Origin of the sequence: Streptomyces sp. AC555_RSS877 (assembly GCF_019049245.1) — a bacterium.
In the GTDB taxonomy this organism is placed as follows: domain Bacteria; phylum Actinomycetota; class Actinomycetes; order Streptomycetales; family Streptomycetaceae; genus Streptomyces.
Genome location: NZ_JAGMUK010000092.1, coordinates 1 through 24,055, shown reverse-complemented (window position 1 = coordinate 24,055; position 24,055 = coordinate 1). Strand labels below are relative to the sequence as shown.

At 70.1% G+C, this 24,055-nt stretch carries 22 protein-coding genes and 1 pseudogene; 13 read left to right on the top strand and 10 right to left on the bottom strand.

Annotated features, from left to right (window positions below; genetic code table 11):
* Positions 1-243, top strand: a pseudogene (locus tag KUM49_RS49025) (IS200/IS605 family accessory protein TnpB-related protein); the annotation flags it as partial.
* A 13-nt stretch (positions 244-256) separates the two neighbouring features.
* Here KUM49_RS49025 and KUM49_RS35200 read toward each other — a convergent pair.
* Entirely contained in the window at positions 257-1,036 is a 780-nt protein-coding gene (locus KUM49_RS35200; RefSeq protein ID WP_217241025.1) for a fumarylacetoacetate hydrolase family protein, read from the bottom strand.
* 185 nt (positions 1,037-1,221) lie between these two features.
* On the opposite strand from KUM49_RS35200, the gene KUM49_RS35195 reads away from it, so the two are divergent.
* On the top strand, positions 1,222-2,253 hold the full coding sequence (locus KUM49_RS35195; protein WP_217241024.1) for a LacI family DNA-binding transcriptional regulator: 1,032 nt from the start codon (positions 1,222-1,224) through the stop codon (positions 2,251-2,253).
* 78 nt (positions 2,254-2,331) lie between these two features.
* Here the strand turns inward: KUM49_RS35195 and KUM49_RS35190 are convergent, their stop codons facing one another.
* Positions 2,332-2,925, bottom strand: a complete 594-nt coding sequence (locus KUM49_RS35190) for an NADPH-dependent FMN reductase (RefSeq protein ID WP_217241023.1) — start codon at positions 2,923-2,925, stop codon at positions 2,332-2,334.
* A 497-nt stretch (positions 2,926-3,422) separates the two neighbouring features.
* On the opposite strand from KUM49_RS35190, the gene eno reads away from it, so the two are divergent.
* The 6 genes from eno (at position 3,423) to KUM49_RS35160 (ending at position 9,845) form a co-directional block, all read left to right on the top strand.
* Positions 3,423-4,751, top strand: a complete 1,329-nt coding sequence (eno, locus tag KUM49_RS35185) for a phosphopyruvate hydratase (RefSeq protein ID WP_217241022.1) — start codon at positions 3,423-3,425, stop codon at positions 4,749-4,751.
* A gap of 60 nt (positions 4,752-4,811) precedes the next feature.
* Complete coding sequence (locus tag KUM49_RS35180; protein ID WP_217241021.1) at positions 4,812-5,816, top strand: VOC family protein; 1,005 nt, start codon at positions 4,812-4,814, stop codon at positions 5,814-5,816.
* Between the two features lie 34 nt (positions 5,817-5,850).
* Complete coding sequence (locus KUM49_RS35175) at positions 5,851-6,402, top strand: carboxymuconolactone decarboxylase family protein (RefSeq protein WP_217241020.1); 552 nt, start codon at positions 5,851-5,853, stop codon at positions 6,400-6,402.
* A 75-nt stretch (positions 6,403-6,477) separates the two neighbouring features.
* Positions 6,478-7,575, top strand: a complete 1,098-nt coding sequence (locus tag KUM49_RS35170) for an alcohol dehydrogenase catalytic domain-containing protein (RefSeq protein WP_254402275.1) — start codon at positions 6,478-6,480, stop codon at positions 7,573-7,575.
* A gap of 172 nt (positions 7,576-7,747) precedes the next feature.
* Positions 7,748-8,656: a LysR substrate-binding domain-containing protein gene (locus KUM49_RS35165; RefSeq protein ID WP_217241018.1), complete on the top strand. Its 909-nt coding sequence runs from the start codon at positions 7,748-7,750 to the stop codon at positions 8,654-8,656.
* 322 nt (positions 8,657-8,978) lie between these two features.
* A complete protein-coding gene (locus KUM49_RS35160) occupies positions 8,979-9,845 on the top strand; it encodes a 3-hydroxybutyryl-CoA dehydrogenase (protein WP_217241017.1) in 867 nt (288 codons plus the stop codon).
* Between the two features lie 782 nt (positions 9,846-10,627).
* Here the strand turns inward: KUM49_RS35160 and KUM49_RS35155 are convergent.
* The 5 genes from KUM49_RS35155 to KUM49_RS35135 are packed head-to-tail and all read right to left on the bottom strand — an operon-like array spanning position 10,628 to position 15,447.
* The gene (locus KUM49_RS35155) at positions 10,628-11,593 is read right to left on the bottom strand and encodes an electron transfer flavoprotein subunit alpha/FixB family protein (RefSeq protein ID WP_217241016.1); all 966 of its coding nucleotides are present in this window, start codon (positions 11,591-11,593) and stop codon (positions 10,628-10,630) included.
* Between the two features lie 26 nt (positions 11,594-11,619).
* Positions 11,620-12,414, bottom strand: coding sequence for an electron transfer flavoprotein subunit beta/FixA family protein (locus KUM49_RS35150; RefSeq protein WP_217241015.1), 795 nt, complete (start codon positions 12,412-12,414; stop codon positions 11,620-11,622).
* Positions 12,415-12,463: 49 nt separating this feature from the next.
* The gene (locus KUM49_RS35145) at positions 12,464-13,642 is read right to left on the bottom strand and encodes an acyl-CoA dehydrogenase family protein (protein ID WP_217241014.1); all 1,179 of its coding nucleotides are present in this window, start codon (positions 13,640-13,642) and stop codon (positions 12,464-12,466) included.
* A 57-nt stretch (positions 13,643-13,699) separates the two neighbouring features.
* Entirely contained in the window at positions 13,700-14,953 is a 1,254-nt protein-coding gene (locus KUM49_RS35140) for a CaiB/BaiF CoA-transferase family protein (protein ID WP_217241013.1), read from the bottom strand.
* Positions 14,954-15,012: 59 nt separating this feature from the next.
* Positions 15,013-15,447 carry a Zn-ribbon domain-containing OB-fold protein gene (locus KUM49_RS35135; RefSeq protein WP_217241012.1) on the bottom strand — a complete coding sequence of 145 codons (435 nt, stop codon included), beginning with the start codon at positions 15,445-15,447 and terminating at the stop codon, positions 15,013-15,015.
* A gap of 406 nt (positions 15,448-15,853) precedes the next feature.
* On the opposite strand from KUM49_RS35135, the gene KUM49_RS35130 reads away from it, so the two are divergent.
* A complete protein-coding gene (locus KUM49_RS35130) occupies positions 15,854-16,885 on the top strand; it encodes a hypothetical protein (protein WP_254402274.1) in 1,032 nt (343 codons plus the stop codon).
* 97 nt (positions 16,886-16,982) lie between these two features.
* Here the strand turns inward: KUM49_RS35130 and KUM49_RS35125 are convergent, their stop codons facing one another.
* The 3 genes from KUM49_RS35125 to KUM49_RS49020 form a co-directional block, all read right to left on the bottom strand.
* Entirely contained in the window at positions 16,983-18,407 is a 1,425-nt protein-coding gene (locus tag KUM49_RS35125; protein WP_217241027.1) for a family 43 glycosylhydrolase, read from the bottom strand.
* Between the two features lie 834 nt (positions 18,408-19,241).
* Positions 19,242-21,374 carry a 2-oxo acid dehydrogenase subunit E2 gene (locus KUM49_RS35120; RefSeq protein ID WP_217241011.1) on the bottom strand — a complete coding sequence of 711 codons (2,133 nt, stop codon included), beginning with the start codon at positions 21,372-21,374 and terminating at the stop codon, positions 19,242-19,244.
* A gap of 1 nt (position 21,375) precedes the next feature.
* On the bottom strand, positions 21,376-21,681 hold the full coding sequence (locus KUM49_RS49020; RefSeq protein WP_254402277.1) for a thiamine pyrophosphate-dependent enzyme: 306 nt from the start codon (positions 21,679-21,681) through the stop codon (positions 21,376-21,378).
* On the opposite strand from KUM49_RS49020, the gene KUM49_RS50870 reads away from it, so the two are divergent.
* From KUM49_RS50870 to KUM49_RS35100, 4 genes are all read left to right on the top strand, one after another.
* The gene (locus KUM49_RS50870; RefSeq protein ID WP_374200238.1) at positions 21,619-21,867 is read left to right on the top strand and encodes a hypothetical protein; all 249 of its coding nucleotides are present in this window, start codon (positions 21,619-21,621) and stop codon (positions 21,865-21,867) included. The genes KUM49_RS49020 and KUM49_RS50870 overlap by 63 nt on opposite strands.
* A gap of 104 nt (positions 21,868-21,971) precedes the next feature.
* Entirely contained in the window at positions 21,972-23,147 is a 1,176-nt protein-coding gene (locus KUM49_RS35110) for a thioesterase domain-containing protein (RefSeq protein ID WP_254402273.1), read from the top strand.
* 25 nt (positions 23,148-23,172) lie between these two features.
* A complete protein-coding gene (locus tag KUM49_RS35105) occupies positions 23,173-23,385 on the top strand; it encodes an MbtH family protein (protein WP_217241010.1) in 213 nt (70 codons plus the stop codon).
* Between the two features lie 56 nt (positions 23,386-23,441).
* The coding region (locus tag KUM49_RS35100; protein WP_217241009.1) for a thioesterase II family protein at positions 23,442-24,055 on the top strand (614 nt) is incomplete at its 3' end.

Below are 24,055 nucleotides of genomic sequence, written 5' to 3'. Positions count from 1 at the left end.
GCCCCGCCCCGCCCCGCCCCGACCCGACCCGACCAGAGTGATCGTGGTGGGCATCGGATCGCCCAGGCCCGACCGGACACCCGCAGGCGTGAGGAAACCCGCCCCCACATTCCCGGACCGCGCACCGGATGCGCGCCGCCCGGTGGTGGAGCGAAAACGGGCGACCAGGGTGCCCAACACCGTTCGGGACACCCGGCTGAGCAGCAGTCCTGGCAACAGGACTCACTCCCACTCAGTCTCTAGGAACGGTCCGACGTCAGAGGCTCTCGGCCACGACCGGATTGCGCAGGACACCGATGCCCTCGATCTCCACCTCGATCTCGTCCCCGGGGCGGATCGGCCCGACGCCGGACGGCGTGCCGGTCATGATCGCGTCTCCGGGCAGCAGTGTCAGATGGCGGCTGAGGTAGCTGACGATGCCGGGAACGTCGAGCAGCAGGTCGGCGGTGCTCGCCGACTGCACGACGGCGCCGTTCAGGCGGGTCGTCAGCGACAGTGCCGAGGGGTCGAGTCCGGTCGCGATGACCGGCCCGAGGGGGGCGAACGTGTCCTGCCCCTTGCCGATCAGCAGCGTTCCGAACGCGCTTTCCTTGCGCTGGACGATGCGGTCGCTGACATCATTGCCGCACGTATAGCCGAGGATGTATTCATGGGCCTCGGAGGGCTTCACATGGCGGGCTTCCTTTCCGATGACGACGACCAACTCGCCTTCGAAATGGATGAGTTCGCCATCCGCCGGATAGACGATCGCGTCACCCGGTCCGATCGCCGCGGTGCTCGGCTTCATGAAGCACACGGGAACTTCCGGAATTTCGCGGTCGGTCTCGTCGACGTGCGAGGCGTAGTTGTAGGCGAATCCGAAGATCCGGGGTCGCTCGAGCGGCGGAAGAACCACCACGTCGCCGACTTCGTCGACGTCCCCCGTAGGGAACAGTCCGGTGAAGGGATCACCGTCGAATCGCGCGATCCTTTCGTCGCCGGATTCCAGCTCTCCGTAGTGACGCACGCCCCTGACGGCATACCTGACGATCCGCACGGACACCTCCGCAACTAGGCAGCCGCGGGCGGCTGCACGGCCCATTCAGCAATGCTAACGTTAGCACAATGATGATGATCAATCCGGCGCAGCCACCTCTCCGACCACGCAGTGCGACGAAAATGCTATCGTTGGCATACGGAAAGTGACGGCAATGGGATGAGTCAGCTCGAGGGGGCCCTTACGTGATCACGACCAAGGACATCGCCGAACGCCTCGGAATCTCCGTCTCGACGGTCGGCCGGGCGCTTTCCGACGATCCCCGCATCAGCGAGGAGACCAAGTTCCGGGTCCGCCAGGCCGCGTCCGAGATGGGATACGTCGGCAACCGGGCGGCACGGATGATGCGCGGAGCGTCCAGCAACGTGGTCGCGCTGGTCATCCCGGACATCCGCAACAGTTTCTACTCGACGATCGCGCACGAGTTGTCCAAGAACATGGAGGCCGAAGGCTTCCAGCTGATGCTCTCGGAGACCGACGACGACCGGATGGTGGAGCTGCGCCACCTGCGCGAGCTGTCCGCCAACCGCGTGGCCGGCGTCATCATCGTGCCCACCGCACGCCCGCACGGCGACTCCGTCAAGCTCCTGCGCGGCCTGCCGCACCTTCAGTTGCTGCGCCGCCACCCGCTGCTCGGTTCCCAGTGGTTCGGCGTGGACGACCACGAGGCGCTGCGCCAGGCCGCGGCCCACCTGGTGGCCCAGGGGCACACCCGCATCGCGTACATGGGCGGCCCCGAGGAACTGCCCACGGGCGCGGAGCGCCTGCGCGGCTTTCGCAGCGCCCTCAGCGAGGGCGGCCTGCCCGACGACGCCGGGCGGGCGGAGCTGGGACCGCCGTCGTCCGTGGACTACGGCCGCCAGGCGGTGCGCCGGCTGCTGAAGGGGCCGGACGTGCCCACCGCGCTCGTGCTGGGATCGGTTCAGCTCACCATCGGGGTCCTGGAGGAGTTGTCCGAGCAGGGCGTGAAGGTGCCCGGGGAGCTGTCCGTGGTCGGGTTCGGGGACGAGCCCGGGTTTTCCTGGTGGGGGCCCGGACTGACCACGATCGGGCTGCCGATCCAGGAGATGGCCACCGGCTGCGCGCTGTGGCTGATGCGCCGGCTCAAGACCAAGCCGGGCAACGACGGCCCGTACACGTCGGTCTCCCCCGGCTCACTGGTCCTGCGCGGCAGCACGGCACCGCCTGGCGGGACAGCTCCGCCCAGGTCCGTCTGAGCCAGGGGCGGCCTCACCCGCACATGCGAAGGCGCCCGGAGCAATGCACTCCGGGCGCCTTCGCATGTGCGGCACGGGTCAGTACGTTCCCCTGCGCAGTCGCCCCATGACGCGGGCGGTGCGGGCGAGTTCGTCGAGCACCTGCTCGGCGGCGGCCTCGTGTATTTTGCCGGGCCTGAAATCGCCGCCCTCGACAAGGCCGTTGACGAACGGGATGCTCACGGTCGGACCGATCGGCAGCATCCTGAGGTTCGCCACGACCTGCTTGCCCATCTGCGCCGCGCGGGTGCCCGCCGAGACGCCTCCGTAGCTGACGAACGCGGCCGGCTTGTGCTGCCACTCCACGGCGAGGTAGTCCCACGCGTTCTTCAACGGGGCGGGGAAGCAGCCGTTGTACTCCGGGGTGACGAAGACGAACGCGTCCGACGCGTCGACGATCCGGCTCCACGCGCGGGTGTGGCTCTTCGTGTACTGCCGCAGAGCGGGCGGATGCGGCTCGTCGAAGAAGGGCAGGGCGAGTTCGTACAGGTCGACGGTGTGGGACTCGAACCGGTCGTCCTCCGAGGCGCGGAGAGCGAACCAGTCCGCGACGGATCTGCCCACACGTCCGGGGCGCGTACTGGCCACAACGGTGGTGAGGGTCATGGGCGCCACGGAGGGCTGGAGTGTCATGTCGGGCTCTCTTCCCTGTCGGGCGGCTTGCGGCCCGGCGGACCCGCGCCCCCTGTGCTGTCCGTCGTCCAGAAGGGCGCGGGTCCGCCGGAGTTCTCACCGGAGCACCGGCTGTGCGAACGATAGCATTGACCCTCGGGGCAACCAAGAGGGCACCGAACCAGGTGGCCGCCGCCAGATCGGGCGACGCCCCGCTCTTGACAGAGCAGTCACCGCTTTGCACGATTGCGCTATCGTTAGCACGAAGAGCCGCAGTGAAGGAGCAACCTTCGCCATGACCTTCTCGCTCGTGCCCAGCGCCGCTGCGCCGATCCAGGTGCCGCACGGCGGGGGCCGGCCGAGCCCGTTTCGTCAGCGAGGACCTTGCTCCGTACGCCTTCCGTCGCCTCCGGCTTCGAGGACGCCCCCGATGACCGGCACGGACGGCTTTCTCCGACCGATCCTTCTGGCCCGATTCTCCTGGCCCGATCGTCCGAACTCCGAAAGGTCGCACCGCAATGACAGACGCGCGGATCGCCAAGCTCTACGGCCGCAGGGTGTGGGACTCCCGCGGTCGGCCGACCGTCGAGGTCGAGGTCCACCTCTCGGACGGTGCGGTGGGCAGGGCGATCGCGCCGGCGGGCGCGTCGACGGGCCAGGGCGAGGCCCTCGACCTGCGCGACGGCGGCAGCCGCTTCGGCGGGCTCGACGTCCGGCGCGCGGTGGGCTCGGTGAACCACGAGATCGCCCCCGCCCTCGCCGGCCGTGACGCGGGTGACCAGGAGGCCGTCGACCGGCTCCTGGTGAGCCTCGACGGCACCCCCGACCGCAGCCGACTGGGCGGCAACGCGATCGTGGCCACGTCCATGGCGGTCCTCCACGCCACCGCCGCGTCGGCGGGCGTGCCCCTGTGGCAGCACCTGGCGGGCGGACGGCCGGTCCGCATCCCGCTGCCGGAGATCCAGATCTTCGGCGGCGGAGCCCACGCGGACCGCCGCGTCGACGTCCAGGACTTCATGGTGGTCTGCCCGGCGGCACGGAGCTTCTCCGAGGCCCTGGACTGGACGGCGGAGATCTACCGGGCGGCCGGAGCCCTGATGCGCAAGGCCGGCAAGGCACAGGGCGTGGCCGACGAGGGCGGGTTCTGGCCCGCCTTCGACTCCAACGAAGAGGCGCTGGAGATGCTGACCCTGGCCATCGAGAGCGCGGGCTTCGCGCCCTCCTCCCAGGTGGGCATCTCGCTGGACGTCGCGGCCTCGCAGTTCGGCAGCGGCGGGCAGTACACGCTGGCGCTGGACGACCGCACCCTGGACACCGAAGCACTGGTCGACATGCTGGGCGGCTGGGTCGACCAGTATCCGATCCTCTCCGTCGAGGACCCGGTGGGCGAGGACGACCACGAGGGGATGATGGAGTTCACCCGGCGCTACGGCCACCGCTGCCAGGTGATCGGCGACGACTACCTGGTCACGAACGCCAAGCGGGTAGAGGCGGCGGCCACCAGCGGGGCGGCGAACGCCGTCCTCGTCAAGCCGAACCAGGCCGGTACCGTCACGGAGGCCTACCAGGCCCTGTGCGCCGGAAAGGACGCCGGCTTCGGCACGGTCGTATCGGCCCGGTCCGGAGAGACCGAGGACGTCACCATCGCCCATCTGAGCGTCGGCTGGGACGCCGGCCAGTTGAAAGTGGGCTCGTTCACCCGCTCCGAGCGCATGGCCAAATGGAACGAGGTCCTGCGCATCGAGGAGGCCCTCGGCGAATCCGCGGAATTCAGCGGATGGTCTGCCTTCACCTTCGCGGATTCCGCGTCTTCCACGACTTCGGTGCCTTCCGCTGCCAAGCCGTAAAACAGCCTCGAAGTATTACAGTCATCGAAATCCAGAGCCGATCGGAGCCCGGAGACCACCATGCTGCCTCCCGTCAATCTGCGCCCCAGTTTCAACATCACCCGCGCCAGTCATGTGCGTCTCACCGTGGCCGACCTGGCCGAGAGCCGGAACTTCTACGTGAACGCCCTGGGCCTCGTCGTCAGCGACGAGGACGAGCGCACCTGCTACCTCCGCGGCCTGGCCGAGGCCTGCCACCACAGCCTCGTCCTGGAGCTGGACGAAGAGGGCGGCGGCAGGTCCAGGAGGATCGGCTTCCGGGTCTTCTTCGACGAGGATCTCGACCTCGCGTACGCCTGGTTCCGTGAGCGGGGCCTGCCCGCCGAGTGGGTCGACGTCCCGTACCAGGGCCGCACCCTGCACGTCAGCGACCCCATCGGCACGCCGCTCGAACTGTGCGCGACCATGGAGACGCGGCCGCGGCTGCACATCGACTTCGCGTCCTACAAGGGTGCCCACGCGCAGCGCCTGGACCACTACCAGATCTTCGCGCCCGACACCTACGAGCTGTGCGCTTTCTACAGCGAGCTCGGCTTCCGCAACTCGGAGTACCTGGAGCACGGCGACAAGCTGCTGGGTGCCTTCATGTACCGCAAGGGCACCTGCCTTGACCTGGCGATCATCGAGAACACCGGGCCCGCCCTGCACCACTTCGCGTACACCGTCTCCGAGAGCCACGACATCTTCGCCGCCTGCGACTGGGCGGGCATTCTCGGCTACGGCGACGGCGTGGAGCGCGGCCCGGGGCGGCACGGTCCGGGCGGGATGCTCTTCGCCTACCTCCGCGACCCGGACGGTCACCGGGTGGAGGTCTTCAACAGCCACTACCAGACGATCGACACCGAGATCGAGCCCGTGCGCTGGGACGCGGCGGCGCTGAGCACCAACGCCCGCTGGGGACTGCCGGCCCTGGAGAAGTGGTACTTCGAGGCGTCGCCCTTCGTCGGCGTGAAGCAGATCCCGCCGGCCGAGCTGCCCCGGCCGATGTCGATGGAGCGGTACCTGCTCGAACAGTCCGCCCACTGACCCTTCGTACGACACGTCCCCCCGAGGAGCCACCATGGCACGAGTCCCCTACCTGCGTCGCGAGGACGCGGACGAGGCACAGAAGCCCCTGTACGACCGGCTGGAGGCCGAACGCAAGGTACCGACGGCGAACATCTTCCTCGCCCTCACCCATGCACCGGCCCAGCTGGACGCCTTCCTCACCTACGCCAACTCGCTGCGCGCCGCCGACCTCAGCCCCAAGCTGCGTGAGCTGGCGATCCTGACCGTGGGCCACGCGACCCGGTCCGTGTACGAGGTCGCGCACCACCAGTCGCACGGGCTGGGGGCCGGGCTCACCGGGGAACAGCTCGCGGCGGTGGCCGACTTCGAGTCGTCCGACCTGTTCGACGGGGTGGAGAAGGCGGTGATGCGCCTCGCCAAGGAGTCCACGCTCCGGGTCGAGGTCTCCAAGGAGACCTGGAATGCCGCGGCCGAGCATCTGACGGACAAGCAGATGGTCGAACTGTCGTTGTCCATCGCCTGGTACAACTCCGGCGTCCGCATCATGGGGCTGCTGGACATCGACCTCGAAGCCAACTACCCCAATCCTTTCCCGAATTCCTAGGTAATTCCTTTTTCAGGGTCTCCGCCTCCGGCCGACTGGGACGGAGCAGTTCCAAGGAGTATTTCAATGGCGAAAATGCTCGCTGCACGACTGCACGCGCTCGGTGAGCCCATGTCGGTGGACACCATCGACGTGCCCACCCCGCGGCCGACCGACGTACTGGTGCGGGTCAAGGCGTGCGGGATCGTGCCGAACATGGCCAACGTGATCAACAACTGGCCCACCTGGTTCCCGCACCAGCCGTTGCCCAAGTTCCCCGCCATCTTCGGCCTGGACGCCTCCGGCGTGGTCGAAGCCGTCGGCGAGGCGGTGCTGAACACCAAGCCGGGTGACCGGGTCTACGTCAATCCCCTGCGCGGGTGCGGTAGTTGCCAGGTGTGCCGGGGCGGTGAACTGAGCCGGTGCCGCTACTTCACACTGAACGGCTACTTCAGCACCTCCCGTGACGGACAGCGGATCTTCGACCTGTATCCGTACGGCGGCTTCGCGCAGTACATGACCGCCCCGCAGTCCTCGATCGTCAACATCCCGGACAACATGACGTTCGAGCAGGCCGGAAAGCTCGGCTACATCGGCACGTCCTACGGCGCCCTCAAGAACGCCGCCGCAGGGCCCGGCCAGGTCGCGCTGATCGACGGGATCACCGGAACCCTCGGTGTCGCGTCGACCGTGCTCGCGCTGGCCTCCGGGGCGTCCCGGATCCTCGGCACCGGCCGCAACGAGGAACTCCTCAAGCGCGTCAAGGAACTGGCCCCGGACCGGGTCGAGGTCTTCCGGCTGGGTGACGGCTCCACCGGCGAGTGGGCGAAGTCCCGCACCGGCGGCGAGGGCGCGGACTACGTGATCAGCGCACTCGGCGCCAAGGCTCCGGTGGAGACGATGCTCGACTCCATGCAGGGCGTCCGAAGGGGCGGCCGGGTCGTGAACGTCGGCGGAGTGGCCGACCGGCTGCCCGTGGACGTGAAGTGGCTCATGGACGAGCAGGTCCAGCTGATCGGCTCCAACTGGTTCAGCACCGCCCAGGGGCAGGAACTCGCCGACATGGTCGGCACCGGCGCCCTGGACCTGTCCTACCTGCAGGCCAAGCCGTTCCCGCTGGCCAAGGTCAACGAGGCGATCTCGGGGCTCCAGGACCGCGACGGCGGGTTCAGCAACTACGTCGTCCTCCCCTGAACCGAGGCCCCGGCGAGCGTCCGGACGCCCTCTGACCGGCCATGCCCCCAAAACCCCGTACTCACCCCGCGGCGGGCCTGTTCTGCCCTGACGCCGCCGCGGGGTGCTTCACACAAGCCGTGCACACGGCCCGTACTCACGTCAGTACGGGCCCGGCAGGATGGAGGAGCCGGTGGAACTGCGCTGGCTGGAATCGTTCGTCACCGTCGCGGAGGAACTGCACTTCGCGCGGGCGGCGGACCGTCTGCATCTTGCCCCGTCGGCGCTCAGCGCCCAGATCAGGGCCCTGGAGTCGCACTTGGGCGTGCGGCTGATCGACCGCGGACGGCGCAGCCGCCCGGCGCTCACCAGCGCCGGGCGGCTTTTTCTCGAAGAGGCCCGGCTGACTCTCGCCCAGGTCTCCCGCGCCGAGACCGTGGGCCGTCGCGCCGGTCGCGGGGAATTGGGGCACGCCCAGATCGCGTACGTCGCCTCAGCCACGTTCTCCGGAGTGCTGACCGACGTCCTCACCCGCTGCGCGGCCCCCGGCACCGAGCTGACCGTACAGGTGCGCGAGCTGGAGACACCGGCCCAACTGGAAGCGCTGGCCTGCGGGGACATCGACGTCGGCTTCCTGCGCTGGCGGCCGGAGTACCCGCCCGAAGTCACGGCCACCTGCCTGCTCACCGAGGAGGTCGTCCTGGCGCTGCCGGCCGGAGCTCCGCTGGCGGCGTACGAGGCGATATCGGCGGCGCAGCTGCGCGACGAACGGTTCGTGGCCCCGCACTTCGACGAGGAGTACGGCTGCCGCGACCAGATCCTCGAGGTGGCGCAGCAAGGCGGGTTCAGCCCGCGGTGCGCTCCCCCGGTGCGGGACTTCATCGCGGCTCTGACGCTGGTGGGCGGTGGTCTCGCGGTGGCTCTGGTCCCTGATTCCCTGCGCCGCGTGCACATCCCCGGGGTGGCCTACCGTCCGCTGGCGGACGTGTCCCTGACCACCCGGCTGGTGGGCGCCTACCGCAGGGGCGAGACCTCGCCCGCGGTGCGCGGCCTGATCCGCCGGCTGCGCGAGGCCGCCGCCGCCACGGTCGTCGCCGGCTGAAGCAGCGGTGCTCCGGTGCGGGGTGCGGGGTGCGGGCGGGAGCTCCCGGCGGCGAGGCGGCGCCGGCCAGGGAGCCTCCACGGCACCCGCGCGGGGCCCATTCCGTGATCCGCAGTCCACTGAGGGCGTCTCGGCCCTCTGCTCGGCAGCGCCGCCGGGTCCGTCAGGTCCGTCAGGTCCGCCCGAGCGCATGTTTGTGCGCGGATGACGCACTGTCGGAGCAGGTCAGAGGGGGTGTTCCCGTCCTACGCTCAACACGGCACCACAGACCGTGGCGGCGTCGGTCGACCGCCGCCGGGCGTTGGAACAGGCGGAGGAACACATGACATCGATCAAGCACGTGGGGGTCGTCGGCGCCGGGCAGATGGGCCGGGGCATCACCGAGGTCTGCGCCCGTGCCGGACTGCACGTCACGTTGTGCGACGTGACCGAGGACAGGGCTCGTGCCGGACTCGCCGGCGTGGCGGACTCCCTGCTCAAGGCGGAGAAACGCGGCACCATCGCCCCCGGCGACCGCGCACACGTCCTGGCCGGAATCTCCGTCACCGCCGACCTCTCCCGGCTGGCCGGGGCCGACCTGGTCGTCGAGGCCGCCGTCGAGAACGAGCAGGCCAAGACGGCACTGTTCCGGCAACTGGACGAGATCGTCACCGACCCGGCCGCCATCCTGGCCAGCAACACCTCCTCGATCCCCATCGCCCGGCTCGCGGCGGCGACCGGACGACCGGAGGCGGTGGTCGGCCTGCACTTCTTCAACCCGGTCCCTCTCATGCCACTGATCGAGGTCATCCCCTCGTTGCAGACCTCGAAAGCCACGGAGCAGCGCGTGCGTGCCTTCGCAGGCGAGGTTCTGGGCAAGAAGACGATCGTCACGCAGGACCGCGCGGGCTTCGTCGTGAACTCCCTGCTGATCCCCTACCTGTTGGCGGCGGTACGGATGGTCAGCTCCGGCACCGCGACGGCGGAGGACATCGACACGGGGATGACCGCCGGCTGCGCACACCCCATGGGCCCGCTGCGCCTCGCCGACCTCATCGGCCTGGACACCGTGGCGGCGATAGGCGAGGCCCTGTACGAGGAGTACCGGGAACCGCTGTACGCTCCTCCCCCGCTGCTGCGCCGCATGGTCGAGTCGGGGCTGCTGGGCCGTAAGTCGGGGCAGGGGTTCTTCAGCTACCAGGCGGCCTGAGGGTTTGAGAGCCTGCGGCGACGGGGTGCCCCACGTGTGCGGGCGTCCCGCACGCCCGCCGTCGTCACGGAGCATCCACACTGTTTCCGGATCCGGTCCAAGACGGTGCGGTCCTGCTGCGCCGAACGGCGAGTACGGGTGGCGGCGGCAACTGCGGTGTGCGGTCCCCGGGACGCCTGGGCGCCGGGACTCCGGGGCACTGGGGGCGCTGGGGCGCCGGGGGCACTGGGGGCGCTGGGGGCGCTGGGGGCGCTGGGGGCGCTGGGGGCGCTGGGGGCGCTGGGGGCGCTGGGGGCGCCGTCACTGAACATCACACGGGGGCTGGCGCGGGGCTGCGGGCCCGGCGGTCCCTCTGGGGGAGCGCCCCACGCCCGGCGTGCGTGCTGAAGAGTCGGCTGGAAGGAGTCGGGCCGCGTTTGAGCCGAGGTGCCGACGACGGCGCGCGAGTCTGAGTGGTTCGGCCGTGGCGACCGGCATCTGTCCGGGCCTGGGCGCGCGGCGCACAGCGAGGTGCCCAACTCGGCTCACTCGCGAGGCTGGTCCTCCAGGAGCAGGAGGTGCGCGGCTCCGGGGCTTGAGTGTCTCCGTCTGCCGCCGCATCAGGCTCCCCGAGAAGGCGGGTCCGGACGGCCCCTCTGCCCAGGCGGCCGTTGACGCGGGCGCCGATGCACTGACGGTGGAGCAACTCACGCCGGGCGGGCCCTGACCGGCTGCTGGATGCTTGGAGCCCGAAGGGGGCCGGAGCGCACTCAGCGCTCCGGCCCCGGGCACAGGGCTCGACGTCAGTTGGCTGCGCGGCGGGCGGCCATTTCCTGGGTGAGCTGGGGAGCGACCGAGAACAGGTCGCCCACCACGCCGTAGTCGGCGAGGCCGAGGATCGGTGCCTCCGGGTCCTTGTTGACCGCGAGGATCGTCTTGGAGGTCTGCATCCCGGCGAGGTGCTGGATGGCCCCGGAGATGCCCAGGGCGATGTACAGCTGCGGCGAGACGGTCTTGCCGGTCTGCCCGACCTGGTACTGGTGCGGGTAGTAGCCGGCGTCGACCGCGGCGCGCGAGGCGCCCACGGCACCTCCCAGAGCGTCGGCCAGTTCCTCCACCACCTTGAAACCGTCCGCTCCTGCCACACCGCGGCCTCCGGAGACCACGACGGTCGCCTCGGTGAGTCCGGGTCGGTCGCCCGCGGGGGCGGCGCGCCGTGCGGTGATGCGTGCGGACGCCGCGGGGGCGATCGGCGGCAGGGTCAGTTCCCGCCTCCCTGCCTCTCCGGGATGCTCCTCCGGCTCGAAGGCGCCCGGACGCACGGCGATCACCGGTATGCCGTGGGTGACTTGGGAGCGCACGGTGTAGGACCCGCCGAAGACGATCTGGGTGACCAGCCCGGACGAGTCCAGGTCGACCGCGTCGACCAGCAGCCCCGCGTCCAGCCGCGCGGCGAGACGCCCGGCCACTTCCCTGCCGTCCGTCGTGGCGGAGACCAGAACGGCGGCGGCAGCGGTTTCCCGGACCGCGAGCTCCAGGGCGTCGACGGCGGGCGTGACGAGGAACTGGGCCACGTCGGTGGATTCCGCCACGAGAATGCTCGTGGCGCCGTGGCGGGCGAGGGATTCCGTGAGGCGCGTCGCTGTGCCGGGAATTCCCACGACGACGGCGGCCGGGTCCCCCAGCCGCCGTGCGGCGGCCAGGAGTTCGTATGTCGCTTTGTTGACACGTTCCCCGTCGTGGTCGACGAGTACGAGGACTTCGGGCATGGGGGCCTGTCTCCTGGTCGGGCGGTTCAGACGAGCTTCTGGGCGATCAGGTACGCGGCGAGCTGCCGGCCGGCCGAACCGTCGTCAGTGACGCGGGTTCCCGCGGTTCGCGGCGGACGCGGGACGGCCTCCACGACACGGGTGCGGCTCACGAGGAACCCGGCCTCGTCCCCGTCGGGGAACAGATCGTCGAGGTCGACCGTGTCCACCGGCTTCTTCTTGGCGGCCATGATCCCCTTGAAGGAGGGGTAGCGCGGCTCGTTGATTTTCTCGGTGACGCTGACCAGCGCGGGCATCGGGGCGTCCAGCGTCGACTCGCCGTCCTCGGTCTCGCGCTCGGCGCGCACCCGTCCCGCGTCTTCGTCCAGGTCCACGTCGAGCTTGCGCACGTGGGTCACCTGCGGCAGGCCGAGCAGGTCCGCGACGACTGCGGGGACCGCGCTCGCCTGGCCGTCGGTGGTGGCGTCGCCGGCGAGCACCAGATCGACGTCCTCCATTGTTCGCACGGCCGCCGCCAGGACCTTCGCGGTGGTCAGCACGTCGGCGCCGCGCAGTCTGTCGTCGCAGATGTGGATCCCCCGGTCGGCGCCCATCGCCAGGACCTTGCGGATGGCGTCGAGCGCGGAGTCGGGGCCCATGGAGACGACGGTGACGTGGGCGTCCGTCGTCTCCTTCAGCGTCAACGCCTCTTCGGCGGCCCGCTCGTTGATCTCGTCCAGGACGAGTTCGGCGTCCTCGCGGTCGAGGGTGTGGTCGGCCTGGGACAGGGTGCGTTCGGCACCGGAGTCCGGGACCTGCTTGACCAGTACGACGATGTTCACGGGTGTCTTCTCTCAGCCGTCACGGTCGGCGTCGCGGCCGGCGTCCCGGTCAGCGGAACGCCGCCTGGCCGGTGATCGCCTGACCGACGACCAGGGTGTGCATCTCGCTGGTTCCTTCGTACGTCAGCACGGACTCCAGGTTGTTGGCGTGGCGCAGCGGCGAGTACTCCAGGGAGATGCCGTTGGCCCCCAGGATGGTGCGGCACTCCCGTGCGATGGCGATCGCTTCCCGCACGTTGTTGAGCTTGCCGACGCTGATCTGCTCGGGCCTGATGCGGCCCTGGTCCTTGAGCCGGCCCAGGTGCACGGCGAGAAGCGCGGCGTTGCCCACGGACACACTCATGTCGGCGAGCTTCTTCTGGGTGAGCTGGAAACCACTGATCGGCTTGTCGAACTGGATACGGGAGTCGGCGTACTGAATGGCTGCCTGGATCGAGTCGCGGGCCGCACCGACCGCGCCGAACAGGATGCCGAAGCGGGCCTCGTTCAGACAGGACAGCGGTCCGCGCAGGCCCTCCGCGAGGGGCAGCCGCGCCGAGTCGGGCAGCCGTACGTTGTCGAAATAGAGCTCCGAGGTGATGGAAGCGCGCAGGGACATCTTCTGCTTGATGTCCTGCGTGGTGAAGCCGGGCACCCCGCGAGGCACGAGGAAGCCGCGGATGCCGTCCTCGGTCTGTGCCCAGACGGTGGCCACATCGGCGATACCACCGTTGGTGATCCACATTTTGGAGCCGTTGAGGATCCAGTCATCACCGTCGCGGACGGCCCTGGTGCGCATCCCGGAGGGGTTGCTGCCGAAGTCGGGCTCCGTCAGGCCGAAGCAGCCGATGGCCTCACCGGCGGCGAGCCGGGGCAGCCACTCCTGCTTCTGCTCCTCCGAGCCCCACTTCCAGATGGAGAACATCGACAGCGAGCCCTGCACGGAGACGAAGCTGCGGAAGCCGGAGTCCGCCGCCTCCAGCTCCAGGCAGGCCAGTCCGTAGCTGACGGCGTTGGTGCCGGCACAGCCGTACCCTTCGAGGTGCATGCCGAGCACGCCCAACTTGCCCAGTTCCGGGGCGAGTTCGCGAGCGAAGTGGGCGTTCTCGAACCACTCGCCGATGTGCGGGCGCACCCGGTCGGCGAGGAACTTGGCGACGGTGGCCTGGATCTCCCGCTCCTCGTCGCTGAATGTGGAGGAGAGGTCAAGCAGGTCGAGAGGGTCCTTCATCGGCTTGGCGCCGCTCATCGTGAGCTCCTGGAGGTTGTGGTGATCGGTTCGGTCGCGGTGTCCGCGCCGGAGAGGTCAGCCGGCCGCATCGTTCGGCGCGGAGACGTGGTCGGAAAGACGGTGGAGAATCTCGGTGGTGTGCTGGCCCAGGCGCGGCGGCGGCAGGCGGTACTGCGCCGGCGTGCCGCTCAGCGCGATGGGGCTCGCGACCTGGCGGAAGGGCACGCCCTGCGTCCCGTCTTGTCCGTCGGAGCGTGCGGCGGGGATGTCGACGATGCCGGGAAGGCCGAGCTTGTGGGCGAAGGCGAATGCCTCGTCGAGCGTGTTGACCGGTCCGGCGGGCACGCCCGCGGCCAGCAGGACGGCCGACCAGTGATCCGCGCCGGCGCCCTCCAGCCGTTCGGTCAGGATGTCCCGCAGGGCGGTGCGGTGGGCGACCCGGTCGGCATTGGTGCGGAAGCGGTCGTCGGCAGCGAGACCGGGCTCCCCGACAGCCTTGGCGAGCGCCGCGAACTGCCGGTCGTTGCCCACCGCGATCGCGATCGGGCGATCGGCCGCCGGGAAGGTCTCGTACGGGGCGATGCTCGGGTGCGCGTTGCCCATACGGCCCGGAACCACACCGGCGACGGCGAACGCCGACGCCTGGTTGACCAGGGCCGACAGCAGCGAGCCGAGCAGGTTCACCTCCACACATTGCCCCTCCCCGGTGGCGTCCCGGTGCCGCAGGGCCGCGAGAATGCCGAGCGAGGCGTGCAGCCCGGTGATCACGTCGACCAGGGCCACACCCGCCTTCATCGGCTCCCCGGCGGCGTCGCCGGTCACGCTCATCAGCCCGCCGACGGCCTGCACGAGCAGGTCGTATCCGGGGATCTCCGCGCCCTCGCCGCTGCCGAAACCGCTGATCGAGCAGTAGATCAGCTCCGGGTGCCGGGCGCGGAGTTCGCGAGGGCCGAGCCCCAGTCGTTCCATCGTGCCGGGACGGAAGTTCTCCACCAGGACGTCGGACTCGGCGACCAGGGCGCGGGCCTGCTCGACGCCCGCGTCGGTCGTGAGGTCCAGGACGACGGACGTCTTGTTCCGGTTGACGCCGAGGAAGTAGGTCGACGTGCCGTCGTGGTCGGCAGGAGGGTGCCAGGCCCGGGTGTCGTCCCCGATACCCGGCCGTTCCACCTTCACCACGTCGGCGCCCAGGTCGGCGAGGAGCATCGTGGCGTAGGGCCCCGCGAGGACCCGGGAGAAGTCGGCGATGCGCAGACCGTCCAGCGCGCCGCGCCCCGTTCCGTCGAGAACGCCGGCCCGTCCGTCCGGTGCGTTGTGCTGGGTGCCCACGCACCCTCCTCTCTGATCGTCCTGTGTCTGCGAGGTGACCGTGTCCCGGCCGCTTCCCGTCACCACCAGCGCTCCGGAGTCGGTGCCGGATGGGGGAGTTCGACGAGGGGCAGGCCTTGGCCGACGGGCGCGACGGACCGTACGACGTTCACTCGCATCCCCACCGCGACCGCGATCGGTGCCGTCCCGGTGACCTGGCAGAGCAGGTTGAAGCCCTCGTCCATCGCGACGAACCAGGTGTTGTGCGGAACATGGCCGTACCGGCGCACGACGACCCCGGAGCCCTCGCTGCGCTCCCGTTTGAAGGCCGTGGACCCGCAGGCACGGCAGAACGAACGGCGGTAGGCCGGGGTGCCGCACCAGAGGCAGCGCTGGAAGAGGAGTTCGCGGCAGACCGCCGGTGCGTCCGGCGCGGCGGCCGCGGTCGTCGTCGCGGCGGCGCCCTCGTGGTCGTCCGCGAAGTCGGTGTGTTCGCGGGTGTCTGTCTGGAGCATCACGGCCTCCTGCACGCAGTTCGGTGACCGGAAAACGGGTGGTCGGGATCCGATGTGGCTCCCTCACCCTGGCCCTGTCGGGGATCGCCGGTCAACGACGTACTGACGCATCTTTGTGCGCGGAATGCGTTCCGTTCGCTGAGGTCAGAGCGGGTTTTCCCGCACTACGCTCCTTGTGCGCCGCGCTCCAGCGGCCCACTTCAGCCGCCGGTTCGCCAGGCCCGACCGCCCGGCCCCCGCTGCCGGGCATGCACCCCCCGTGCCCCGTAAGCATCGTTTACGCAGTACGAGTGAATGAGCCGATAGTTCAGTTCGGGCAGGTGGCGCGTCTTCTACGGTCTCTGCATGGACCGAGGGCTGCGGGAAAGGCCTTGCGGGCGGGGGTACCGGTGGAAAGGCGCGCCTGATGTCGGGGTTGGGGAAGTCGCCGGACGTACTCAGGGTCCGGGCGGGCCACCGCCATCGGACAGGGGCGTGGGCCTGGGGCGCGGTGGGCGTGGCCTGCCTCGTGGGAGCGGTGCTGACTTTCGGCGGCCCGTGGGCGGCCGGGAGCGCGGTGGCGCAGATGGTGGCTTTCGGGCCGTCCACCGGTTGCTGGGGCTTGGCGATCTCCCTGGGACTCCGTGCGTGGGGGGCGAGCGGACGGGTGCGGACGCGTCTGCTGCTGTTGGGAGGTTCGGCGGTAGCCGGGGGGGTGTACCGGGGGACGGTCAACGTACTGTCGGCTCACCCTCCGGGTTCGGGGCGGTACGACCGATCGCTGCTCGGTTCGGTGGTGGTCACCGGAGTGACGCTGACGGTCGGTCTGGGGATGGCCGGTCTGGTGGTCGCGGCCGATGCCGGCAAAGGCCGACACGTGTTGCTGCGGCGCGTGCTCGACGGGGTCGTCACAGCCGGGGCCGTGTTCATGACGGGATGGGTACTGCTGCGAGGGGCCACTGACGGCTGGCGGCTGGGGACGGGGATGGTCGGTGTCCTCTGGACCGCGGAGGTCGTGTTCCTCAGCTTCCTCTTCGCCCTGCGCCGCCTCGTACGGAGCGACCAGAGAGTCACCTTGTGGGTGGGGATCGTCGGGCTGTCCCTCATGCTGATCGGCGACACCCTGCGACTGTGGACGGCCGGCCCGCACCACCCTGAGGCGATGTCCTGTCAGCTGGTCGACACCTGCAACACCGCGGGCCTGCTGGTGGTTGCCGTCGGCCCCTGGTTGCCCGGCGGGGCGAGCGTCCTCGACACTGCTCAGCCGACGTTGCGATGGGGGATGGAGGGTGCGGCGGCGTTCATTCCCCTGACGGTCTGCACGGTCGCGGCGCTGGGATACGTCCTGGCTCCTCCGGCCCGCGACCCGGTGCCGCTGCTGGTCGGTGGGACGGCGCTGCTGAGCCTCTGGGCACGCCAGACGTTCCTGCCGAGCAAGAACACCAGAAACGACGACTGAGTCCTGCCTGGCTCGTCCTGCCCCGGCCCGTTACCCCTCAGCGGCTCCGAACCGTACGGTTCGGAGCCGCTGAGGGGTAACGGGCCGGGGCTGTGGCTCACTGGGTGTAGAAGGTGGCGTCGGCCCGGTCGGTCGCCGTGCTGAGAGCCTGGACCTGCAGCAGGTACTCGTAGTGGCGGATGTACCGGCCCGGGAAGTTGTACGACTCGTAGGAGACCCCGGCGGAGTCGGCGAGGCCGGCCCGGGCGGTGAAGGAGGCGTCACTGCGGAACGTAGCCGTCCCGTCGTTCTTCTCCACCCACACCTCGAAGTTCTTGTGGCGCAGGAAGTAGCCGGGGAAGTTGGCCGACTCCAGGGAGACGGTGCCGCTGCCGGCGAGACCGGTGACGACCCGGAACTGCGAGTCGGCCAGCGGGGAGACGTTCGGCTCGGTCTTGGCGCGGAACTCCCAGTGCCGGATGAACCGGTCGGGGAAGTTGTACGAGGAAAGCCTGATCGGCGTGAGACCGTCGGCGACCGGGATGCCGAAGTCGGGTGTGCCGTCGGCCTTCCAGTAGATCTTCTGGACGCGGGTGCGGCGGTTGGGGTCGTTGAGGGGGTCGCCGCTGATGTCCTTGTAGCTGCGGTCGTGGTAGACGAGGATGTCCGACTTGCCGTCCTCGGAGACCGTGAACTGGTTGTGGCCGGGACCGTACTGGCTGGTGGCGGCGTTGCTGGCGAAGACCGGACCGGCGGACTTGGCCCAGGACGAGGCGCTGAGCAGGTTGGCCGACGCGGAGGCGGTCAGCATGCCCATGCAGTAGTTGGCGTCGGTGGCGCTGGCCGAGAAGGTCATGAAGACCTTGCCGTTGCGCTGGATCACGGCCGGGCCCTCGTTGACCGTCTGGCCTCCGGCGGTCTCCCACGAGGCGGTCGGCCGGCTGAGCATGACCGGAGTGCCGGTGATGGTCCACGGGCTGGACATCTGCGCTATGTAGATGTTGGTGCCGGAGCCGACGGCCGGGTCGTTCTGCGCCCAGGAGAGGTAGCGGGTGCTGTTCACGACGAACGTCGTCGCGTCCAGGGAGAAGGTGTCGAGCGGCAGTGCGATACGCCCCTTCTCCGCCCAGGCGCCCGTGATCGGGTTCGCGGCGGTGCACTCCAGGACGTAGGGCCGGATCTTCCAGATGTTGTTGGCGTCACCGGCGGCGAAGTAGATGTACCACTTGCCGTCGATGAAGTGGATCTCCGGAGCCCAGATGTGGGCGCCCATCGCACCGCTGGCGTGCTTGGTCCAGATGGTCGTCTCGGTGGCTGAGGAGAGCCCCTGGATCGTGGTGGCGCGGCGCAGCACGATGCGGTCGTACGCCGGCACCGTGGCGGTGAAGTAGTAGAAGCCGTCGGTGTGCTTCCAGATGTGCGGGTCGGCCCGCTGCTCGGCGATGTTGTTCGTGTACGTCACACCGGGTGACGCGGGCACGGCGGCGTGGGCGGTACCGGCGGAGACGCCGGTGAAGGTGGCGGCGGCCGAGCCGGCCATCATGCCGAGGACCGCTCGACGGGTGAGCGCAGGTCTCACGGACTACTCCCTCTGGGACTGGAGCTGGGGGTGGGGAACGCATCGACAGTTCACACTCTGTCGGTATTTCGAACATGGTTCGTAAGCTCGGCCAGAACATAGGTTCTCGTGCGCGACCCAGTCAACGCTTCTGTCACACAGGTTTCACACGGCGGCAAAGAGGGTGCGAAGGCCTGGAGGCCGTCCCGGTGCGAAGGTGGCCACAGAGATCGCGCGGCGCGCTGTGCCGGGCACTCGACGATCTCCCCCCGCGGAAACCCTCATGGTGGCCGCACGCACCCTCGCACGCAGAACTATGGTGTCCCGCCAGATGTGACACTGATCTGCGGATTCCTGCGGTATGGCGACACGCATACGTCCCCGCCAACCGCTTGGAAGTGGTATCGATGTCCTCCCCCGCGACCGCTCCCCCATCCCCGGAAACCCCCGCCAGTCTCAAGGCATCGTCGCCGCCAGTCTGATCGGCACCACCGTCGAGTGGTACGACAACTCATTCGACCGAGGCTAGGACCTGCGGCTTTCTGTGATTCCGACCCCCGAAGTCAGCACCGAACCAGCACGGGGTTGGTGGCGTGCTGACTCGGTGCTGGCCGATCTGCGTCGCAGCACGCTCCATTGCTCCCGACGGCATCCGCACATGGTTACCCACTGTCACCAATGTCGAAGCGTTGCGGGACATGCCGGCGACGTCGAGCCGTCTCGCACTCCGCCCCGAGGTCGGGGCCGCCGCGGGGGTCAGCCGGCGGCGCCGTGAGCGGGTCGAGCTGTTCTGATTCCTCATTGGCTTGTTCCGGGGCGTTATGCGGCAGTGATGCCCGCCATCACATGGCGTAGGAATCCGGCCGCGGTGCCGCCGTCGCAGACGCGGTGCTCGAAGGTCAGAGACAGGTGAACGACCTTGCGTACCTCCACGCGGCCGTCCACCACCCAGGGACGGTCGACGAGGCGACCGAAGCCGAGCATCGCCGTCTGGGGGTGGTTGAGGATCGGGGTGGCACCGTCGACCCCGAGGGGACCGTAATTGTTGAGGGTGAAGGTGCCGCCGGTGAGGTGGCCGGCGGGGACCGCGTCACGCCGGGCGAGGTCGGTGAGGCGGCGCAGTTCGGCGGCGAGAGCGTCGAGCGGCAGCCGGTCGGCGTCCCGCACGACGGGAACGACCAGGCCGTGGTCGGTCTGAGCGGCGAAGCCGAGGTGCACGTGCGGCAGCCGGGCGATCTCCGCCCGGCCGGTGTCCACCCGGGCGTTCAGTTCGGGGAAGGCGGCGAGCCCGGTGAGGCAGGCCTGGGCCAGCAGCGGAAGCAGACCCGTGCCGTGGGTGTCGCGGGCAGTGAGCAGACCAGTGGCATCGGCGTCCGTCCAGATGGTGATGGCGGGTGTGTCGCGGTGGGCGCGGAGGAACTTCTCGGCGGTTGCGTCGAGGGGGATGCGGATGCCCGGCTGATGAGAGGTTTCGAGCTCACCGTTCCCCGAGGGGCCGGCCTTGTTCCCCACGAGGCCACTGCGCGCTCCGGTTCCGTACCCCGTGAGCACTGCCCCCGACTCGGTCTCGGGAGATGTGTCCGCACTCGAGCCTGCCGCAGCAGACGAGTCCTTACTCGCCCCACCCTCCCCCGAAGTCTGCGCCACTGACATCAGCTGCGCCCCGACCTTGACGATCTCTCCGGCAGCGCAGTGCAGGGCGGTCACCGTCCCGGCGAACGGGCTGGGCAGCGTGACGACGGACTTGGCCGTCTCAACCTCGGCCACGGTCTGGTCGTGGGTGACGTGATCGCCCACGGCGACCGTCCATTCCAGTACCTCAGCCTCCGCCAGACCTTCACCCAGGTCCGGCAGTCGGAAGGTTCGTACGGTCCGGCTGTCGGTGCCCGCCCCGGCGGTGGGCACCCGAAACGCCCGTCGTACGCCCGCGCCCGGCTGTCCGCCGTCGGGCAGCAGTCGCCGCAACCCCTCCAGCACCCGCCCAGCACCCGGCAGATGCGCGCTCTCCAGCAGCGGTGGCGGGTAGGGGATGTCGAGGCCCGTGACGCGCAGCACGGGGGCCCGCAGAGCGTCGAAGCAGCGTTCTTGGACCCGTGCGGCGATCTCGGCGCCGACCCCGGCGAAGCCCTGTGCCTCGTGCACGACCAGGCAGCGGCCAGTGCGCCGTACCGACTCGGTGAGGGCGTGGTCGTCGAGCGGGACGAGGGTGCGCAGGTCCAGTACCTCGATGTCCATGCCCTCGGTCGCCGCCTCCCCGGCGGCCTCCAGGGCGACGGCGACCGACGGACCGTACGCGACGAGTGTGGCGGCGGTGCCGGGGCGGCGGACCGCTGCGGTGCCGAACGGCTCGGTGCGTGACGGTAGTCGGACGTCGTCCTTCGTCCAGTAATGGCGCTTGGGTTCCAGGAACACCACGGGGTCCGGGTCGTCGATGGCCTCCCGCAGGAGTGAGTACGCGTCAGCCACCGTCGCGGGGGTGACGACCTTCAGGCCCGCCGTGTGCGCGTAATACGCCTCGCTGGAGTCGCTGTGGTGCTCGACTCCGCCGATTCCGCCGCCGTAGGGGACGCGGATGACGAGGGGGAGGGTGAGGGCACCGCGTGTGCGGTTGCGGAGCTTGGCGATGTGCGAGGCGATCTGTTCGAACGCCGGGTAGGCGAACGCGTCGAACTGCATCTCCACGACGGGCCGGAACCCGGCCATCGCCGTGCCGACCGCGAGGCCCGCGATGCCCGCCTCGCAGGCCGGGGTATCGAAGCAGCGCCGTTCGCCGAAGGTGTCCGCGAGCCCGTCGGTGATCCGGAAGACTCCGCCGAGCCGGCCGACGTCCTCCCCGAAGACGACGACCCGCTCGTCCGCGTCGAGCGCGTCCCGCAGGGCGGAGTTCAGGGCCTTCGCCATCGTGGTGGCCGTCGCACTCGACGTGGCCGTCGCCCGAGTCGTCACCGTCATGTCAGCTTCCTTCCAACTCGGCACGCAGGGCGGCCCGTTGCTCGATCAGTTGTGGGGTCGGGGCGCTGAACACATGGTCGAGCAGGGCGAGCGGGTCCAGGGCGGGGTCCTCGGCGAGGCGGGTGCGGAGGCCGGCCGCGTACTCCTCGGCCTCGGCCGCCGTGGTGGTGATGTCGTCCTCGGTGAGCAGGCCGCGGTCGCGCAGCCGGGTCTCCAGTCGGGCGATCGGGTCGCGCCCACGCCAGTGCTCGGCCTCCTCGGCCGGACGGTAGCGGGACGGGTCGTCGGCGCTGGTGTGCGGGCCCATGCGGGCGAGATCGAGGCCGTACTCGCCACCCATCCCGCCGTCGCGCAGGCAGCGGTCACGGTACGGGAGGACGGCCGCGGCGAGAAACAACTCATCGCGTACGTGGTTCCGCCGAAGGGGCACCACCGGGAGCCGAAGCAGGCCCCCAGCCCGCGGGGGCGACGGGCCCCGAGCCGGGCCCCGTAGGGAGCGCAGGGAACAGCGCGACCAGCCCCCACCGGACCGCAGGGGAGGCGCCGAAGACCGCCGACGACCTCCGCGAGCACCTCGCCCGGGCCCTCCCCGCCCATATGGCTCCCTCGGCGTTCGTCAGCCTCGGCTCGCTGCCCCGCACCGCCAGCGGCAAGCTCGACCGCAAGGCGCTGCCCGCGCCGGACGCACGGTTCGCCGCGAAGACGGAGCCGCGTACGGAGCGGGAGGACACCCTGCGGGGGATCTTCGCCGAGGTCCTCGGACTCACCGCGGCTCACGTCGGCGTCCACGACAGTTTTTTCGACCTCGGTGGCCACTCTCTGCTGGCCCCCCGTCTTACCTCGCGCATCCGTGCCGAGCTGGGCACCGCACTGCCCCTGCGCGCCCTCTTCGACACACCGACCGTGGCGGCCCTGGCCCGGCGTGCAGCCGAGCCGGAGGCCCCCGAAGGGTCGCGTACCCACCGACCCGGCGAGTCCGGTACGGCGCCTCTGGGCTCCGTGCTCCCCCTGCGCACCCGAGGCGACCGCTCCCCCCTCTTCTGCCTCCCTCCGGCCTCCGGCCTGTCCTGGGGATTCGCGGGGCTCGCCCGCCACATCGACCCGTGCCGCCCGCTGTACGGGCTGCAGTCCGGTGGTCTGATTCCGGGCCGGCAGCCGACCGGCAGCCTGGCCGAGGTGGTGGCCGAGCACACCGCCCGCATCCGTGAGATCCAGCCGCACGGCCCATACCACCTGCTCGGCTACTCCATGGGCGGCCTCGTCGCGTACGACGTGGCAGTCGGCCTCCAGGCGGCTGGAGAGCAGGTCGCACTCCTCGCGCTGCTGGACTCTTTCCCCGGCGCCTGGCTTCGGCGGGGTCCCGACCCGTCCGATCGCCCGGCGCTGCTGCGCAGCCTCCTCTCCATCCTCGGCCGCGAGGTGCCCGAGGACGAGACGGAACCACTGACGGACAGCCGCTTCGCCGAACTGGTCCGCCGTGTACCCGACATGCCCGGCAGCCTCGATGACGCCGAACTGGCCGCGTTGGTGGTCGTGACGGCGAACAACCGCCGTCTGCTCGGCGAGTTCGCCCCCACCTCGTACCGCGGCGACCTGCTGTTCTTCACGGCCGAGGCGGATCCGGACGCGGTGCCCGGTCGGTACGGCTCCTGGCAGCCGTACGTCGAAGGCCGCATCCACAACCACGACATCCCCTGCACCCACGGAGAGATGACCCGTCCCACGTCACTGGGCCGCATCGGCCCGGTGCTGGACAGCCACCTCCGGAAGTAACCACGAGTCCCTCAGGAGGAGAGAGATGACCACCAACCCTTTCGACGACGACAGCATCGAGCACTTCGTCTTGGTGAACGACGAGGGCCAGCACTCCCTGTGGCCCTCGTTCGCCGAGGTGCCGGCCGGCTGGACGGTCGTCCACGGCGCCGCCAGCCGCCAGTCCTGCGTGGACCACGTCAACGAGCACTGGACCGACATGCGCCCGACGAGCCTGATCGAGGCCATGGGCGAGTGACCCCGGAGCAGTGAGCCCCCGTACCGCCCCCCACCACCAAGGAGAGACCGACGGCCATGCCCACGGATGACCAGACCAACACAGCCGGCACCATCAAGCTGGTGTGCCTTCCGTATGCCGGAGCGGGCGCTTCGTTCTACCGCCCGTGGGCCGCCCTGGCCGGGGACGCGCTGGAGATCCTGCCTCTGCAACTGCCCGGCCGTGAAAGGCTGATCGACGACGAGCCCCACCGGGACGTGCACAGTGCCGTCGACGGACTCGTGGCCCAGCTGCGGGAACGGCTCGGCGCCGGTGACCACAGGGTGGCCCTCTTCGGGCACAGCCTTGGTGCCGTACTCGCCTACGAACTGGCCCACCGTCTGGTCGCCGAGCCCGGGGTCGAGCTCACCCACCTCTTCGTCAGCGGATCGCCGGAAGCGGCCCGGGGACGCCAGCGGCGGGCCACCGGCCTGTCCGACGAAAACTTCCTCGCGCAAGTCGGCGAGTTCGCCGGCTACCTCCATCCCGCCCTGGACGACCCCGAGATGCGCGAGCTGGTCCTGCCGGCCCTGCGCGCCGACCGTGTCCGCCTCGCCGCCCGCCCCCCTCCCCACCCCCGCCCCCGCCCCCGCCCACTGCCACGCGATCCGCGTCCGCCCGGCCCCCTCCCAGGAGCCCACCGGTCGACAGG